Origin of the sequence: Acinetobacter sp. YH12254 (genome assembly GCF_013417415.1) — a bacterium.
GTDB classification, from domain to species: Bacteria; Pseudomonadota; Gammaproteobacteria; order Pseudomonadales; family Moraxellaceae; genus Acinetobacter; species Acinetobacter pseudolwoffii.
This window is the reverse complement of record NZ_VPEB01000024.1, coordinates 1-17,193: the sequence shown is the minus strand read 5'-3', so window position 1 is coordinate 17,193 and position 17,193 is coordinate 1. Positions and strand designations below refer to the sequence as shown.

The window sequence follows — 17,193 nt, the reverse complement described above, 5'->3', positions numbered from 1 at the left end:
CACGTTTTGTTTGGAATCAAATTTTAGCTGTATCGTTCGAGATGCTTGCTAATAATGAGCGAATCAACAAAGTTAATTTAGTCAATAAAATTCCTGAATTACGAAAAAAACCTGAGTGTGCTTTTCTAGAAAATAGTTCAAATGGCGTTTCACTTCAACAAAAAGTGCGTGATCTTGGTGATGCTTGGGGGAAGTTCTTTGACCCGAAAGAACAAGCCAAGTTAAAGCAAAAACCATTTAAAGCCAAAAAACCAAGATTCTTTAAATTGCCTGATGGTCGTGAAGTCCAACTTAGACCACTCATGCCACGATTCAAAAAGAAATCTAATGGCTGTGATTCCATTCGTATTGTTCAATTCAATAGATACTGTTGGGTTAAAGGCAACCAAGTTAAGTTACCTAATGACATTGGCGTTGTGAAATTCAGAAAATCACAAAATATTGTGGGTGAGATTAAGAACGTCACAATCTCCAAGCATGTCGGGAAATGGTATGTGTCATTTGGTGCTGAAAATACGGTAGAAGCACCAGTCCATCCATCGAAATCAGCCATTGGCATTGATTTAGGTATTAAAAAGTTAATTACAACGTCTAGTGGTCAAGTATTCGACCCGATCAATAGTTTCAAGGCCAATCAAGTAAAGTTGGCTAGGCTTCAGCGCAAGCTGAGAAAGAAAAACAAGTTCAGTCAAAATTGGAAAAAGCTGAATCTCAAGATCAATACATTACACCATCATATTGCCAATATTCGGCATGACTACTTGCACAAAGTCACCACAACGCTCAGCAAAAACCACGCAATGATCGTAGTTGAGGACTTAAAAGTAGCCAATATGTCGAAGTCAGCGAAAGGCTCAATCGAGAAAAAAGGAAAGAATGTTAAAGCCAAGTCCGGCTTAAATAAATCAATCCTGGATCAAGGTTGGTCAATGCTTGTTGGTATGTTGGAGTACAAACAGCAATGGCGAGGTGGTTTGCTTGTTAAAGTTGACCCTAGATATACAAGTCAAACTTGTAGTTCATGTGGTCATGTTGCAAAAGAAAATAGGCTTACTCAAGCAAACTTTGAGTGTGTCAGTTGTTGTTTTAGCGAGAATGCAGATATTAATGCTTCTCGCAACATTTTGGCGGTGGGACACATCGTTTTGTCTGTGGAGGGTGGATGCGGTAAAGGTCGCCTTGCGAAGCAGAAAGCAAGTGAAATCCGTGAGGAAGTCACCTAAGAGCTTTTGCTTTTAGAATCCCCCACTTGAACATCGTGAAAGTGGTGGGAGTATGTCAAAGCCTGTCGTATATCCAGAGTTATTTTCCGCCTGAACGCACCCGGCAGATTCTGGGACGCATGACCGGGATCAAAGCCAATATCATGGGGGCCTTGCTCGGCACCATTACCCCATTTTGTTCCTGTTCTTCCATTCCGCTGTTTATCGGTTTTACCCGTGCCGGACTGCCTGTGGGGGTGACCTTTTCCTTTCTGATTTCATCTCCCTTAGTCGATCTGGCTTCGATTATTTTATTGGCCAGTATTTTTAACTGGAAAATTGCCATGATCTATGTGGTTCTTGGTCTGATTTTGGCAGTTATTGGTGGATCACTCATCAGCTTTTTCAAAATGGAAAAGTATGTCGCTAAATTTGTTACGCAAAATAGTACAGCTCAGGGTGATGAAGATTTTAAAATGTCTGCGAAAGAGTGCCGGGAATTTGCCTGGGAACAGGTGGTGGAAATCTTTAGCAAGGTCTGGATGTATGTGTTGATTGGCGTAGGGATTGGCGCGGCAATTCATAACTGGATTCCTGAACAGTGGATTACCGCCTTGCTTGGTCAGGATCACTGGTATTCCGTACTGATTGCTACAATCATAGGCATACCGATGTATGCAGATATTTTTGGCACTTTGCCGATTGCAGAAGCTTTGGTGGTGAAAGGTGTGGGGTTGGGGACGGTATTGGCCTTTATGATGGCGGTAACAGCACTTTCCCTGCCATCCCTGATCCTGTTAAAACAGGTGGTGAAAACCCGCTTATTGAGCCTGTTTATAGGGATCGTTTTTGTGGGAATCTTGATTATTGGCTATAGCCTGAATACTTTGGGTGACTGGTTTTTATAAAATGTATGGAGAATAAAAGATGAAAATTAAAGTTTTGGGTACAGGCTGCCGTAAATGTAAGGCCCTGTTGGCTGCAACTGAAGAAGCAGTGAAAAGCACCGGTGTCAAAGCGGACATTGAGTATGTCACGGATATGATGCAGATTGCCGAAACCGGACTGTTAAGCACACCGGGTCTGATGATTGACAGTAAAATCGTATCGAGTGGTAAAATTCTGGAAGCTCAGGCTATCGCGGAACTGATCGAGAAAAATAAATAACTTCAAAATTAAAGTTGTAGCGAAGAAAACCAGTGGTTCAAGTCGCTGGTTTTTCTATATTGGAAGAAGAGGGAAACTGTTAAATCCAGCGCTTTCTGGCTGTGATATCCTGATCCAGATATAATTTTTCACTTGTACTATTTACTATATATATGGATATGTATATATTTGCATAATAGAAGGGGAGCAGCTATGGACCACGTTCAGTTTTTTAAATGTTTATCTGATGAAACACGTCTCAGTATTGTCCTGCTGATTGCGGAAAATAAAGAGCAATGCGTCTGTGATCTGACCGATAAACTGCAGTTAAGCCAACCAAAAATTTCACGGCATTTGGCCTTGTTGCGGTCTTGCGGTCTGCTCAACGATCGTCGGCAAAGCCAGTGGGTGTACTACAGCCTCAATCCGCAATTACCGGCCTGGTGCTTTGAAATTCTGGACGTACTGAAACGTAGTGACGTTCCGGTTTTATTTGATTCTTCCGCTCTATCGATTCAGAGCCATTGCGAGTAAGTTTTCATGAAATTTTTGTTTTTATGCACGGGGAACAGTTGCCGCAGCATTCTATCTGAAGTGTTGTTCAATAGCCGTGCGCCAGAAGGCTGGGTCGCTTACAGTGCTGGCAGCAAACCTTCCGGTCAGGTGCATCCCTTGACGCTTGAAACCCTGCACAATCTGGGCTTGTCGACTAAAGGCTTATCCAGCAAGACGATTGATGCCTGTGAACAGTATCAGCCAGACGTGGTGATTACCGTCTGTGATGCGGCTGCACAGGAAGCGTGTCCTCTTTATCTTGGCGGAGCGATCAAGGCGCACTGGGGCCTGTCTGATCCGTCACATTTAGAGGTGGATAAAGAAGAAAAAATGCAAGCCTTTATGAACACTGTTGAACATATCAATCGTCGCCTGGATACTTTGTTTAAACTTAACGTAGATGAACTTTCTCGCTCACAATTGATTGCAGCGATTAATCAAATTTCGAATGTTGAGTAAGTCACATGTCTGAAAAACGCATGTCCTTTTTAGATCGCAACCTGACGCTGTGGATTTTTATTGCCATGGCGTTAGGCATCGCAATAGGAAACTTTTTTCCTCAAGCATCGGTTGCTCTGGATCAATTCAGTATTAATTCAGTCAATATTCCAATCGCGATTGGTCTGATTCTGATGATGTATCCACCCCTGGCAAAAGTGGATTATGCGACCTTGCCACAAGTGTTTAAGGATAAAAAAACCCTGACGCTATCTTTAATTCAAAACTGGTTGATTGCTCCGGTACTGATGTTTGCGTTGGCTGTGATTTTTTTGCATAGCTATCCAGAGTATATGACAGGCGTGATCCTGATTGGTTTAGCTCGATGTATCGCCATGGTACTGGTGTGGAATGGTCTGGCCTGTGGTGATAACCAATATGTTGCAGCATTGGTGGCGTTTAACAGTATTTTCCAGATTTTATTCTTCAGTACCTACGCCTGGTTATTCCTGACCTTCCTTCCGCCATATTTTGGTATTGAAGCTCAAGTGATCAATGTTAGCTTCTGGACCATTACCCATGCTGTTCTGATTTATCTTGGAATTCCGTTCTTATTGGGTTTCTTAACGCGCTTAATTTTGGTGAAACAAAAAGGCGTGGAATGGTATCAAACCAGGTTCATTCCAAAAATCAGCCCGCTGAGTTTAATGGCTTTGCTGTTTACGATTTTGGCCATGTTTAGCTTAAAAGGGGGTGATGTTGTGAGTCTTCCACTGGAAGTTTTACGCATCGCGATTCCTTTAATCATTTACTTTGTGGCCATGTTCTTTATTAGCTTCTTTATGAGTAAATGGATGGGCAATGATTATCCAAAAACTGCTGCAATCTCATTTACTGCGGCTGGAAATAATTTTGAATTATCACTTGCAGTCGCCATTGCAACTTTTGGTATTGCTTCGCCGGTTGCTTTTACCACGATTATTGGGCCATTGGTTGAAGTACCTGTGTTAATTGCTTTAGTGAGTGTTTCACTGTGGCTAAGAAAGAAATATTTTAAAGAGGCTTGATATGATGAACCTGCCTAACGTAGATCCAAATCTTATTGAACAACCCACCTTTGAAAAAGTCCAAGCCAAAGAACTAGCTCATCCTCCTCGGATTTTACTGCTCTATGGGTCTAATCGGGAACGTTCTTACAGTCGCCTTGCAGTTCTTGAAGCTGGTCGAATCCTTGAATATTTTGGGGCAGAAGTAAAAATCTTTCATCCTAAAGGGCTTCCTTTACCTGAAGATGCGGATACTGAGCATCCAAAAGTAAAAGAGTTGCATGAACTTTTAGCATGGTCAGAAGGCATGGTGTGGTGTTCACCGGAACGACATGGTTCTATGAGTTCCATCTTTAAATCCCAGATTGACTGGATTCCACTGGCAGGGGGCGCAATTCGTGCCACTCAAGGAAAAACCCTTGCCTTGATGCAAGTCAGTGGGGGATCACAGTCCTTTAACAGTCTGAACCAGATGCGTGTTTTGGGGCGTTGGATGCGGATGATCACGATTCCAAATCAGTCTTCAATTCCAAAAGCATTCCTGGAATTTGAAGAAGATGGACGAATGAAGCCATCAGCATTCTATGACCGGATTGTGGATGTGATGGAAGAACTGTATAAATTTACCTTGCTGACTCGTGGTCAAAGCAAATACCTGACAGATCGTTATTCAGAACGCAAGGAATCGGCTGAAGAGCTTTCCAAACGGGTAAATCAGCGCAGTTTGTAAGACTGAATTTGCTTGATCAGGCTGTCCGGTCAATCAGAGAAATCAGCAGAAACCCGCTGAAAAAGCGGGATACTGCATCAAGAACGACAGAAAAATGCAAGGGGAAAAGGCTTTGGACATAAAACAGATCGAAACAGATGTGATCATCATCGGTGCTGGACAGGCCGGTTTGTCCACGGCTTATTTCTTAAAGCGCAAGAATATTCCGTTTATCATCCTGGATGATCAGCCTCAGCCTGGAGGTGCCTGGCAGCATGCCTGGGAGTCCTTGCGTCTTTTCTCCCCCAATAGCTGGAGTTCGCTGTCGGGCTGGATGATGCCGGCGACCGAACAGACCTATCCGACCCGCAATGAGGTGATCGATTATTTGACCGCCTATGAGCAGCGCTATCACTTTCCTGTAGTTCGTCCGGTGCATGTGGAGCGCGTGGAAAACAAGGGGACATATTTAGAGGTCTATGCCGGGGAACAATCCTGGAAAGCCAAAGCGGTGGTAAGCGCTACAGGGACATGGAGCCAACCATTTATTCCCGAGTATGCAGGTCGTGAGCATTTTCAGGGTATACAACTTCATTCAGCAGATTATAAAAATGCTGAGTTATTTAAAAACAAGAAAGTCATGATCGTGGGTAGTGGCAACTCCGGTGCGCAAATCCTGGCCGAGGTTTCCCAGGTAGCTGAAACGCTTTGGATCACCCAGACACCGCCGCAATTTCTGGCAGATGATGTCGATGGCCGTGTCCTGTTCTTAAGGGCGACCGAGCGTTTGAAAGCCCAGCAGCAAGGTAGAAAGATCGAGCAGCCCATTGGTGGTCTGGGCGATATTGTCATGATTGATTCAGTCAAAGAGGCACGTGAGCGAGGCGTTTTACAGAGCAAGCGTCCATTTTCGGCTTTTACCGAACATGGCGTGATGTGGGAAGATGGCAGCACCGCGCAAGTGGATGCAGTGATCTGGTGTACCGGATTTAAGGCGGCGCTGAATCATCTTAGCAGCCTCGGGATTATCCAGCAGGACCAGACCATCGCAGTGAAGGATGGCCGCTCGGTTCAGCTGCCGAATTTATGGCTGGTCGGTTATGGGGAATGGACCGGTGCTGCTTCGGCGACGCTGGTCGGAGTTTCCCGGACATCCAGGGCAGTGGCCGATGAAATCGCTGCGTTTTTAGATTGAAATGACTTGATCCTGCTTCAAACGAAAAAATTGAGTGAATAGCATCTGCCTGCAACAAGTATCATATCCTATGGTCTGATGCTCGCGATGATCTGGCTACCTTTTAATCAGGTAACTTATGCCCACAATGCGGGCAGAAGAAATACTTGTTTTTTTCCTGCTCGAGTTGTTCTTTCTTGCGCTCATGAATAAGCTCTAACAGGATATCCTGCATTTGCTCTGTGCTCAGCCCGACTTCTTTACGTAAAGTTTCAATTTTTTCTTGATCTTCAATCAAGTCAATTTCTGCGTCATCAAGCAGTTCACGAAATCTTAATTCCAGCTTGTGTTTGCGTTGTCTCAGCTCATTGGCCAGGCCATTGGCCAGAATACCCGCAGGAAGTGCTGCCAGACCTACCCCTAAAATGGTAATGACCCCAACCTTGGCAAGAGTCACCGACATAAAATACACTAAATAACATAATTGGTATTTTAATAAACTCTATATATAACAGTTGTATAGAGTTTTTATTTTGTGTGGTGTAATTTAAGGTAGGGTGGGGTACTTTGATTTTTGGTCACTAATTTATTGTGATAATCAACAATAATAACCAACATACACATGCTTAATCTAAAGGTGTTTTACTGACTGGTATAATTTTATAATGAGAGGGGTGTTGCCTGGGGCTACGGTTTCTGTTTTGCCTTTTGGCGTAAGACGTACAAATATAAGCTTTCTACTTTTTCACGTGCCCATGGTGTGGTACGCAAGAATCGCAATGATGATTTAACACTTGGGTCTATGCAAAAACATCTAATTTCAATTTTACGACTTAAACCTTCAAAGCCACCGTAGTAATCCAATAATTCATCCAAAATGTCAGCAAGTTTTTTGCCGTGTAAAGGGTCATTGGAGGTGTTCATAATAGATCAATCGTATTTTGGGTGGCCATTATTATAACCTGGGCTAGTTGGAAAACTAGAGAGTTGGAATGTAAGTAATGATGGACTGAATAGCCACCAAAATTCTGGAGCACACCCAGCCATCGGGTGATGCATCATATATATGACTTGGTAATCCCATTTGCTGTGTAGGAAAGTTTTTTCTTAATGGGTCACCTTTTAATGGAAGTAGGTAAGAGGAAAGCTCTAAACCTTTACGGATCGCTTCAGCACTGTATTCAAAGGCAATTAATGGTCGACCTGTGATTGCTGTTGAGGAGACCAGTGTACCCTAAAGCCAATATTCACCCCATTCATTGTAGTAAACATTAAGTTTTTTGAGCATGGATTTATTTCCTTTTGATACGTTGGCGAGCCGTATTGCTCTCATAGCGAAGAATATCATCTACACTGTTTAAATGAGGTTTGAAGAGTTCCTCTAATTCTTGTAATCGGCCTAGGACCATGGCAACGTGTACTAAATTTTCAAATGAAACATTTCGACCTGCTTCCAGATTGGATACTGTATTCACACCAATACCAGCACGTGCAGCAACATCTGCCTGAGTCATTTCCAGATAAAGTCGTTCTTTACGAAGCCTCTCACATAATAATCCAACAACTTCTTCAGGTTTTCTGAATTTTAAATCCATAATATTGGGTCTTATGTCCATATATGTCTATTAAACCACAAAATAATGGAGTTATAAAATAAACCAGTTGATCGGTAAGAAGGTGCTTTATTGGCCTGATTAGATCCTATTAGATTAAAGAAATCTAATTAGACATTTACAATCTAATGGAATCTAATACAATCTATGGTAATAAATAAATCATTGCCGAGTGAACCGTACCGGGTTTGTCGGAGATGTGGCATTTCTAGACCAACGTTACGCAAGTGGTGGAAACGATATTCTGAGCAAGGTATTGATGGATTAAGTAGCCAGAGTAGACGTCCCTTAAAATCGCCAAATACTAAAATCAATGCTGAGCTAGAAGCCTTAATATTAGAAATGCGCTCAGCTAGAAATTTTGGTGCTCGACGTTTGCAAACAGAATTGATGAGGCTGCACGGAGTCTCGTTGTCCTTAGCGACTATCCATAAAGTACTATCCACCCATCAAGTCAAACCGATTAAAAAATTCCGTCGTAAAGCAGATTTCATTCGTTATGAACGCCCATTATCAGGCGATAGAATTCAAATGGATACCTGTAAACTGGGTCCAGGACTATATCAGTACACATCTATCGATGACTGCACACGATATCGCGTTTTAAGGATATATAAACGCCGAACAGCAGCGAATACTCTCGACTTTTTAGACTGCGTAATTGAAGAAATGCCTTTTCCCATACAGCGAATACAGACCGATCGTGGGCGGGAATTCTTTGCTGAAAAAGTACAGAAAAAAATGATGCAGCATGGAATCAAATTTAGGCCAAATAAACCAGGTTCACCTCATCTGAATGGCAAGGTAGAGCATTCGCAAAAAACTGATAAATCTGAGTTCTACGCTACTGTAGATATCGATTCTGAGGATATCCAAGACAAGCTAGCCGAATGGCAGCATTACTATAACTGGATGAGACCACATTCAGCGTTGAAAGGTAAAACACCGATGGAGAGGTACTTTGAATTATGTGAAGAAACTCCTTTCTCAGATGAAGTCCAGAAGCAATACAACCCCTCAAATGAACGGATTCAACATGCCAATTACAAGACGGATCTAGAGATCGCTAAATTGAAATGATCTCTATGAATCACACATAGAAACAATGCTAAAACTTTTGACCCCATTTGGTTTAAAATTAACTGTTGTGAAGAAATGATCACTTTCTATCAGGATATTTTCGATCTCAATGAACTGTTTAACTTCTCGAATTTGATTGTCTTTATTCACAATATTCCTATTGAGTGAGTCGAATCTGTGCTCAGGTTGAGCAGTTCGGCTACTGTTCTGAAATGACAGCTTTGTCCGTTATAATTGTATAAACATTTTTAGTGTCTGGTAATTATGTCCTCATTGATCAATTTTCTATCTCGCTTTAGTACTGCAACTATTCAGCGCAGCCTTAGCTATGCTAAACACATTGATAGGGAAACGATTGAGTTCTTTGAGGAAAAAGACGGTGTCACGATGTATGCCCAAATTGAAGGGACAGATTATTATGATACTGCGATTACCTATAATCCCCAAAAAGACCGTTTAATTGATGACGACTGCACTTGTCCGGTTGGATATAACTGTAAACATGCTGCGGCTTTAGCGCGGTTATTCTTTCAGGAATATCGCCAGGAATTTCAGCAGCGTTATGCTGACTCTCAATCCCCACAGGGAATCGCAAAACGCAAACAGGGGTATGATCAGGCGCAACGCTGGTTGAATGATTTTAAACGGTATTTACAACAGACTGAACCTGAGCAGCCTGCCAAAACAAACACATGTTTAATTTACCTGTTAAATCAGTCTGTCAGCTCAAAGAAATTGACCCTTGTGGTGCAGAAGGCCAGACGCAATAAAAATGGCTCGATTGCCGGTGAAAGTGATTATACGCACTATGAAAATATCACCAGAAAGCATCTGACTTTACCGGAACAAAAACGACAATTATTTAACCAGATTTATTATTACGCCAAAATAAACAGCGACGAGCGTTTTTATCAAAGCAATCTTGATATCTCCGGAATTTCATTGGAGCACTTTAAATCTTTTATTCAAAGTGGCGATGTGTACTGGCAAAAAAAGAGCTATGCTGCACTTCAATGGTCAGAACAAGGCTATCACATCGAATTGATCTGGGAACAAGGTGTCAACAAACAGACGGAGCATTTAAACATTGAATTGGTCAATGGCGATATTCGACTCGATTTAAAATCAAATCCACATATCCAGATTCTCGCGAGCCAGCCACCATGTTATGTGGATATTCAACAGAACACGGTGGGCCAGTTATATGGTGAATATACGGCAAATCTGCTCTACCATTTTTTACAGATGCCTGATCTTCCAGCTACGCTCTTGCCAGAGTTTGAGCAACTGACTCATCAATATTCAGACGTGAAAAATCTGCCTCAGCCCGAGTCTATTCAGCATGTTGAGGTCCTTGAGGGTAGCCCCCAGCCAATTTTACGCTTTGGTGTTTTAGATAAATTTGATTGGAAATTAGAGGAGTCTGTTTGTGCTGAAATTGAATTCTCCTATGCAGGTGGGCGAATAAAAGCAGGTACATCAGGTGACAGTTTTATTGGTGAGCAGCATGGCAAAATGGTGCGACAGCTTCGGGATTTTGTTCAGGAACAACAGGCAATCCAGCGTTTACAATTGTTGGTCGAATCACTGGAGTGGGTGAAAGATCTTAGCTATTACCAGCAATTAAAACTGGATAAACAACGTCTCGATTCTATGGTTTTTGCTTTCTATGGAGACTGGATCAAGCAGCTGATGCCCATCAATCAAATTGAATTGATGGGATGGCAGATAGAGCATCTGGAACACAGCCCATTTAAGCTGCAATATGTTGAAAATTTAAATATTTCCATCACTGAATCTGAAAGCCAGCAGGACTGGTTCGATATCGGGGCGACGGTTCAGGACAGTGCAGGCAATTGTTATGATTTGCTCGATGCAATCGTAGCTTTGGTGCAAAAAAATCCTGATTTACTTGATCCACGGACTTTTAGTTATCTGAATGACAGCCAAATTTTCACCCTGAAAACTGCAGTGGATCAACCTGATTTGGCTCTATCCGCCAGGGACATTAAGCCGGTATTGTTGCATCTGCAGAGCATTTTACAGCAAGAAGAGCGCAGTATCGATCGCTATGATGCGAGTCAACTATTAGAATTACAGCATAATCTTGGGATGACATGGCAGGTCAGTGACCAGCTGCAGCAATTTGTACAGAAATTCAAACAAGGCTATCAGCAACAACTGCCGACACCACAAGGTTTTCAGGGGGAATTGCGCCCATATCAGCAGCAGGGCTTAGGCTGGTTACAGTTTTTAAGGGAAACCCAGCATGGCGGGGTTCTGGCAGATGATATGGGCTTGGGCAAAACAGCACAAACTTTAGCGCATTTACTCATGGAAAAGCAGGCTGGTCATTTGCAGGACAGCCCCGCCTTAATTGTTGCACCCACATCGCTGATGCATAACTGGTTCAAAGAAGCGGAAAAATTTACACCTGAGCTCAAGGTACTGCTGCTACAGGGCCCCGACCGCCATCAGTATTTTGAGCAGATTTCACAATATGACATTGTGTTAACCACCTATCCGCTCTTGGCGAGAGATGAAGAGCAACTGAAGCAATATGAATATCATCAACTCATTTTGGATGAAGCGCAGAATATCAAAAATCCGCGTGCCAAAGCTGCACAGGTGGTACGGCAATTAAAAGCACGACATCGCCTATGTCTAACCGGTACACCTATGGAAAATCATTTGGGTGAGCTGTGGGCACTATTTTATTTTCTGATGCCAGGATTTTTATATTCACAAGAAATCTTTAATAAAAAATACCGCTATCCGATTGAAAAACGCGGTGATCAGCAGTTAAGGCAAAAGTTGGTAAACCGCATTAAACCCTTTATTTTACGTCGCTTGAAAACTGACGTTGCCAAAGAATTGCCAGAAAAAACCACGATTGAAGTCAATATTGATATGAATGAACAGCAATCCAAGCTATACGAGGCTGTTCGTGCCACGATGCAAGCCAGCATTCAGAAAATTGTGGCAGAAAAAGGCTTTAAACGTAGTCAAATTCAAATTTTAGATGCCTTACTGAAGCTACGTCAGGTGTGCTGCCATCCTAGCTTACTAAAGCTGGATTCAGTGAAAACCGGGCAGGCACACTCTGCCAAACTTGAACAGTTGATGGATATGGTCGTTCCAATGGTGGAAGAGGGGCGAAAAATTCTTATCTTCTCTCAGTTTACCTCAATGTTGGAACTGATTGAGCAGCAGCTCCATCACGCAGAAATTGGCTATGTGAAACTGACTGGAAAGACCAAGAAACGGGATGAAGCTATTACTACATTCCAGTCTGGACAAGTGCCGGTATTTTTAATCAGTCTGAAAGCAGGAGGGGTCGGTCTGAATTTAACCGCCGCAGATACAGTCATTCACTATGATCCATGGTGGAACCCTGCTGCTGAAGATCAAGCTTCAGATCGTGCATGGCGGATTGGACAGGACAAGCCGGTATTTGTGTATAAGCTGATTACCAATAAAAGCATAGAAGAAAAAATTCTTGCCTTACAGCAAAATAAAGCAGAACTGGCACACTCTATTCTAAGTACAGATCATGAGGGCGAAGCGAAACTGACGGAAAATGACGTGATGAACTTGTTTGAGAAATTTTAGTTTGGTTTCAGATTACCCTAATCATTTGTAAGTATCTGAAAGTGCGGATGCAATTTTTTCCAATGTTGTCTTAATTTTTCTTTATGAGCAGGAATCATAGGTAAGTCTAGTAATAGCACTGGCCATACTGACCGTGCTTTGTCCATGATCGCGTGAAGTTGTTTTTCAATAACACGCCATGGAACACCGACTTTTTCAGCCCATTCTTCAAAGTGTTTCATCTCAGCTAAATACCAATCTTTATTTTTGGCAAGATTTAATGCGAAATGACGCTCATTTTCAATATATACACTGGTCATTAATATATCGTATGCGGGAGATAATCTGGGTGCACTTTTATCATGATAAATCATACTCCAGTTTTTTAAGTGCGCATCTCCATTGGCGAGTAAAATATTGACGAGTAAACGGCTGGCAAATTGCTGAATATCAATAATTTTGTTATCTGAAAATTGATAAATGATCTTTCCTATCTGCTCATAATTTGTGGTGCTGTATTTCTGATGTGGATATGCGCCGAAGATCTGAGCAAAATCTTCGATGTGAATAAGCTCTGTAGTATCAGCAGTACTCTGTCTATCAAATCTTTTGATTGCGAAAGCATATTGCTCTTGGGGTAAATTTAATGGTGGAAGGTCTTGTAAAAGGGCCATATCCACCAAGCGAATCTCAGGGACATCTATTCCGACCGTTTTGGCAAGGGTCATCATAGAATATTCATTTAGCGGAACAAAAGCATGTCTGGAAGAAGGAGTTTTGATAATCCAGTCCCCGAGTAGAGTCGTTTCCGTTGCCTGTGCTAGTGTAAAACGCCCATCTTTGGCTTTCATGGAAAACTTCATTTGGACGCCGGCCAAGGAAAACTTATTATCTGTTCGAATCTCTTGCTTTAAAATTTGATCTGGATTCGAGATCTGCAGTTTGAATTTTATTTCATCTGGAATTTCTTCTGGATCTAATGGAGTCGCAATGAGTGCTCCAGGTAAATCATGACCTAAATCTGCCAATAACTGAAATTCATTGTCTATATGTACTTTGAGGCTTTGTGCAATCAGTTCACGTAATGCCCCTTCTGGTAGCAAGTTTGATAGCAAGGGGTGTAAGCGCTGATGTGTAACATAGGTCTTTTCTAAAATTTTATCCGCTTGAGGATACAAGGGGGAAGTCAGCAGGCTCAAGGTCGGACGTTGCTGATCAAAGCGGAAAGAATCTGTAAAAACCAGAATATTTTTTCCACTCTGAAATCCTGCCAAGTATCCAACGACAGCGTGATGTAATGTTAATTTCAGGACGGCAACAGTATTCATGGTTCCTCTCCTCCGAGAAGACCCTTCCATGGGTTAGTCATTAAGTCATCCTGATCTTCAATAGTGACTTTAATTTCATCATTCAATAATTGTCTAATCAAATGAACCTTATCATCAGGGATGAGCATCAGTTGAGCATTTAATCCTGCCGCGATAATTTCTAAGGTCTCTAATCGAGGGTTACCCTGACTTTCCAGCTTTTGGTATTGCTGTCTTGAAATGCCTGTACGGGATTGCATATCAACTTGCTTTAAGCCCAATTGGGTTCGTCTTTTTTTGATTTGCTGAAGTAAAGACTTATTCATTGTAGATAAATTTATTGCTTTTAGGTCATATAAGAAACATATTAGTTTCTTTTTTTTTGAAAAGCAATTTATGAATTTATCATTTCGATCTGTAAAATAGCCCTACTTGTATGAGAAATGGGTGTTCAAGTTGTTGTTGATTTTGCATTGTTGGACGTAAATACCAAATGATAGAGCCTGTAAATAATTTCATTCATCATCTTCCGAAAATATTGCTTCAATTTCATCCCATTGGGGCAAGTTAAATTTTTTTTATTCACTTCGAATTGTAAACCCACGCCATCAAGCACACGTTCAAATATGTCAAATGAACCTGTAAAACGGCCATTCTCTATCTCTGAAATTGTTGTTTTATTGACTTTAGTTTTTTCTGCAAGACTTTTCTGTGTATAGCCAATCCTTTTCTTGCCAAACGTATTTTTTTACCTATTTCACCTCTTGTAGCCATTTTTGCTCCCGAAACTTTGTTAGCCATATAGCAAACTTTTAACTAATTATGGTGAATGTTCGCTATATAGCAAACTTTTTATAATGGTTCTTGAATAGCTATTGAGTTTATAAGGAGGATTTGCCTCGCATCAGGTTAATAAAATCCAATATATAGCAGCAGTTCGCAATTAATTGACGGAATTAGGCCAGACATATACATCTTGAGAAGAAGAGGGGATTCTTATACCTCGCATTTGAATTATTGGAGAGGACTATCACTTTCAAATTTTTCTGTAATACTTTGCTTATCTTAAAGTTTAGCCCGAAGACCTTCCACCAATTGTAAAACAGAGGCCAATCCCTGAGGGTTCTGAATCTGTTCTATTGGAATACCACTCAACAATTTATTGGGTGATTTTATAAAATGCTGCATCCAGGCTGTATCCCCACCTGTCAGAGCATCTAGTGATGTGGTAATACGGATTAAAGTGAGGGCGATTTCTCCCTGTTTTGAAGTGGGATCTAATTCAAGAGAGGTTAAATTTTTCACTGAATCTATATTCAGTATTAAGGCTAGTTGATCGTGTGCAAGACCAAGTCGTTCAGCAGCAGCTAAAACTGCCTTAGCTAATATCATTTTCTGTTTTGCAGTTTTTTCTGATGTTGTACGCATGACCGATCCCTGTTTCAGACGCTGCTAATTCATAGAGTTTATACTATTTAATTATCGTTGATCAGACATCCAATTTTTACTAAAGATATATTAAATTTGGCTTTAGATAAGGAAGCAACGGTTAAATTATTTAACAGCATGTAGTTATTTTTAGACCTTCAGCTTTAAGTTCAAGAGATCGTGGTCTACCGATACAGGCTAGATGTAAGCAAAATTTAAATGCAGCAAGAGCATGACCATCTTTTACTGAGTAGAGTTGTAGACGAGGAAATTCCTCTTGAGTTGATGGATGTTTATCTGTTGATGCTTTTGCTAATTTGAAAAGTTGAGGCTGTTGTTTAGCATCTAACTTTGTTTGCAAATCTTGTCCAAATAAGTGCCAAAATTTGGCAGGAAATAAAGCCTTAACCTGGGAATAAAAATGTTCGAGATGATTGATATCCTTCCAGCGATAATGGATACCTGTGTGTGATGCGGTCACTCGACTCAAAAATACATTCAAAATGAATTCAATTTGTATTGGATTTTTGCGAGTTATTTTCTGTAGATGTTCAAAAAAATAAGTCACAGCGTGAAGCTCTTCAGCGGTATCAAGCATCGCTGGCTTTAAAAGGGTTGAGCTATCAATACTAAATAAACGAGGATTCCCTTTTTTTGATTTAATGTCTGCTAAATTTAGGGCATTTTCATACCAATAATTTACGAGCTCTTCTGGTAAGCATATACGTTGAGCTGCACTTTTAGGATCGTGAGTAGTCTCTAATAAGTTGAGTGTTTCATAAAAGCGTTGAAGTGAAATTTTAGAATCCTCTGTGCCGGCGAAAAAAGCAAAAAAGTCATGGGGTTGATTTGTTTGTACTGACAGTTCGTTAAGAATGTCAGTAGCATTACTTTGGAGCCAGTTTGTTTGATCGTTCAATAATATAGTTGCTAGAACTGCCTGATTTTTTTCAAAATTAAAGTCTTTTTCATCCGTTGTTATTTTCAAATTTTTAAACGTTGCATTGTAGCCCATGATTTTTTTAGCCAGTTCATTTGGCATATCTGGATGATGTTTCAGTAGTTTTTGACCAGCAATGAGATAACTAAAGTGAATATAACTTTTGAAAGTTTCAACGGGTTCTATATGCCCTAAAAGATGTGCAATAACAAACCAATGGTTTTGTCCATGTTGATTTTGAAGAAGTTCAGCTCGAATTTTTTCATATTCGTTTTCACTATAGTCAGTCAGCTCTTGCACAAGTGGTGCATATTCACAGTTCAGTAAAAGCGATAAATGATTCGCTGCCGTGTGACGAAAAGAGTGAAAGGAGTAATGATGCTCTTTAAAGACCTGATTCAATATCAGTTTTAGGGGCACAGTGACAGTGTGTTTATTCAGTTTGAACCGTACCGGGTTTGTCGGAGAGTTTTTTATTTAAGTTAGGCCACCTGACCTAACGGGTTAATCTTATCATAGTACATTGCTTCAAAATCAAAAGGTGATACATAACCTAGTGCACTATGTACACGCTCTTTATTGAACCAATCTACCCAATTTAGTGTCGCAAGTTGTACATCTGCTAAACCTTGCCAATCTGCTTTTAGATATTCAATCACCTCTGTTTTGTATAAGCCATTCACCGTTTCAGCCAAAGCATTATCGTATGAATCACCAGTCGTACCGACTGATGCTCGTAAATTTGCTGCTTCTAAACGATTGGTATAGCGAATGGAAAGATATTGCACACCTCTGTCGGAATGATGAATCACATTCTTTGGCATGCCTCGATCATGCAATGCTTGCTCCAATGCATCGAGCACCATATCTGTATTCATCCGTGTCGATACTTTCCATCCAACAATTGCTCGTGAGAACACATCAATAATAAATGCAGTATAAACCCAGCCTGAATTTGTTTGAA

15 protein-coding genes and 5 pseudogenes are annotated in these 17,193 nt (G+C 41.1%); 10 read left to right on the top strand and 10 right to left on the bottom strand.

All coding sequences use genetic code 11. The features are described 5' to 3' along the window. From FTV29_RS14115 to FTV29_RS14080, 8 genes are all read left to right on the top strand, one after another. A partial coding sequence (locus FTV29_RS14115) for an RNA-guided endonuclease TnpB family protein (protein ID WP_180075632.1) occupies positions 1-1,223 on the top strand: 1,223 nt, incomplete at its 5' end. Between the two features lie 26 nt (positions 1,224-1,249). Further along, entirely contained in the window at positions 1,250-2,110 is an 861-nt protein-coding gene (locus FTV29_RS14110) for a permease (RefSeq protein WP_218946078.1), read from the top strand. A gap of 19 nt (positions 2,111-2,129) precedes the next feature. Then, positions 2,130-2,369, top strand: a complete 240-nt coding sequence (locus FTV29_RS14105; protein ID WP_005093701.1) for a thioredoxin family protein — start codon at positions 2,130-2,132, stop codon at positions 2,367-2,369. Between the two features lie 192 nt (positions 2,370-2,561). Beyond that, positions 2,562-2,882, top strand: a complete 321-nt coding sequence (locus FTV29_RS14100; protein ID WP_005093699.1) for a metalloregulator ArsR/SmtB family transcription factor — start codon at positions 2,562-2,564, stop codon at positions 2,880-2,882. A 6-nt stretch (positions 2,883-2,888) separates the two neighbouring features. Beyond that, positions 2,889-3,362, top strand: coding sequence for an arsenate reductase ArsC (locus FTV29_RS14095; protein WP_074382687.1), 474 nt, complete (start codon positions 2,889-2,891; stop codon positions 3,360-3,362). 5 nt (positions 3,363-3,367) lie between these two features. After that, entirely contained in the window at positions 3,368-4,408 is a 1,041-nt protein-coding gene (arsB, locus tag FTV29_RS14090; RefSeq protein WP_005093695.1) for an ACR3 family arsenite efflux transporter, read from the top strand. Positions 4,409-4,412: 4 nt separating this feature from the next. Then, the gene (gene arsH / locus FTV29_RS14085; RefSeq protein WP_035337425.1) at positions 4,413-5,117 is read left to right on the top strand and encodes an arsenical resistance protein ArsH; all 705 of its coding nucleotides are present in this window, start codon (positions 4,413-4,415) and stop codon (positions 5,115-5,117) included. A gap of 94 nt (positions 5,118-5,211) precedes the next feature. Further along, positions 5,212-6,291: an ArsO family NAD(P)H-dependent flavin-containing monooxygenase gene (locus FTV29_RS14080; protein WP_005093691.1), complete on the top strand. Its 1,080-nt coding sequence runs from the start codon at positions 5,212-5,214 to the stop codon at positions 6,289-6,291. Between the two features lie 103 nt (positions 6,292-6,394). On the opposite strand, the pseudogene FTV29_RS14075 reads toward FTV29_RS14080, so the two are convergent. The 4 genes and pseudogenes from FTV29_RS14075 to FTV29_RS14060 all read right to left on the bottom strand — a co-directional run. Beyond that, a pseudogene (locus FTV29_RS14075) lies at positions 6,395-6,706 on the bottom strand (ion transporter); the annotation flags it as partial. Between the two features lie 251 nt (positions 6,707-6,957). Continuing rightward, positions 6,958-7,194 carry a VF530 family DNA-binding protein gene (locus tag FTV29_RS14070; protein WP_002058193.1) on the bottom strand — a complete coding sequence of 79 codons (237 nt, stop codon included), beginning with the start codon at positions 7,192-7,194 and terminating at the stop codon, positions 6,958-6,960. A 115-nt stretch (positions 7,195-7,309) separates the two neighbouring features. Continuing rightward, a pseudogene (locus FTV29_RS14065) lies at positions 7,310-7,498 on the bottom strand (type II toxin-antitoxin system HipA family toxin); the annotation flags it as partial. Positions 7,499-7,562: 64 nt separating this feature from the next. Next, the gene (locus FTV29_RS14060) at positions 7,563-7,865 is read right to left on the bottom strand and encodes a helix-turn-helix domain-containing protein (protein ID WP_159138966.1); all 303 of its coding nucleotides are present in this window, start codon (positions 7,863-7,865) and stop codon (positions 7,563-7,565) included. A 204-nt stretch (positions 7,866-8,069) separates the two neighbouring features. On the opposite strand from FTV29_RS14060, the pseudogene FTV29_RS14055 reads away from it, so the two are divergent. Next, positions 8,070-8,963, top strand: a pseudogene (locus FTV29_RS14055) (IS481 family transposase); the annotation flags it as partial. 264 nt (positions 8,964-9,227) lie between these two features. Then, complete coding sequence (locus FTV29_RS14050) at positions 9,228-12,575, top strand: DEAD/DEAH box helicase (RefSeq protein ID WP_180072816.1); 3,348 nt, start codon at positions 9,228-9,230, stop codon at positions 12,573-12,575. A 17-nt stretch (positions 12,576-12,592) separates the two neighbouring features. Here FTV29_RS14050 and FTV29_RS14045 read toward each other — a convergent pair whose 3' ends face one another. From FTV29_RS14045 to FTV29_RS14020, 6 genes and pseudogenes are all read right to left on the bottom strand, one after another. Continuing rightward, positions 12,593-13,882 carry a type II toxin-antitoxin system HipA family toxin gene (locus FTV29_RS14045; RefSeq protein ID WP_180075631.1) on the bottom strand — a complete coding sequence of 430 codons (1,290 nt, stop codon included), beginning with the start codon at positions 13,880-13,882 and terminating at the stop codon, positions 12,593-12,595. Further along, entirely contained in the window at positions 13,879-14,187 is a 309-nt protein-coding gene (locus tag FTV29_RS14040; protein WP_004282130.1) for a helix-turn-helix transcriptional regulator, read from the bottom strand. Before FTV29_RS14040 ends, FTV29_RS14045 begins: the two co-directional genes overlap by 4 nt. A 189-nt stretch (positions 14,188-14,376) precedes the next feature. Further along, positions 14,377-14,635: pseudogene (locus FTV29_RS14035) on the bottom strand (helix-turn-helix domain-containing protein). Positions 14,636-14,926: 291 nt separating this feature from the next. Continuing rightward, complete coding sequence (locus tag FTV29_RS14030) at positions 14,927-15,289, bottom strand: MbcA/ParS/Xre antitoxin family protein (RefSeq protein ID WP_159138971.1); 363 nt, start codon at positions 15,287-15,289, stop codon at positions 14,927-14,929. Positions 15,290-15,419: 130 nt separating this feature from the next. Continuing rightward, positions 15,420-16,673, bottom strand: a pseudogene (locus FTV29_RS14025) (site-specific integrase); the annotation flags it as partial. A gap of 38 nt (positions 16,674-16,711) precedes the next feature. Beyond that, a partial coding sequence (locus FTV29_RS14020) for an IS3 family transposase (RefSeq protein WP_180025073.1) occupies positions 16,712-17,193 on the bottom strand: 482 nt, incomplete at its 5' end.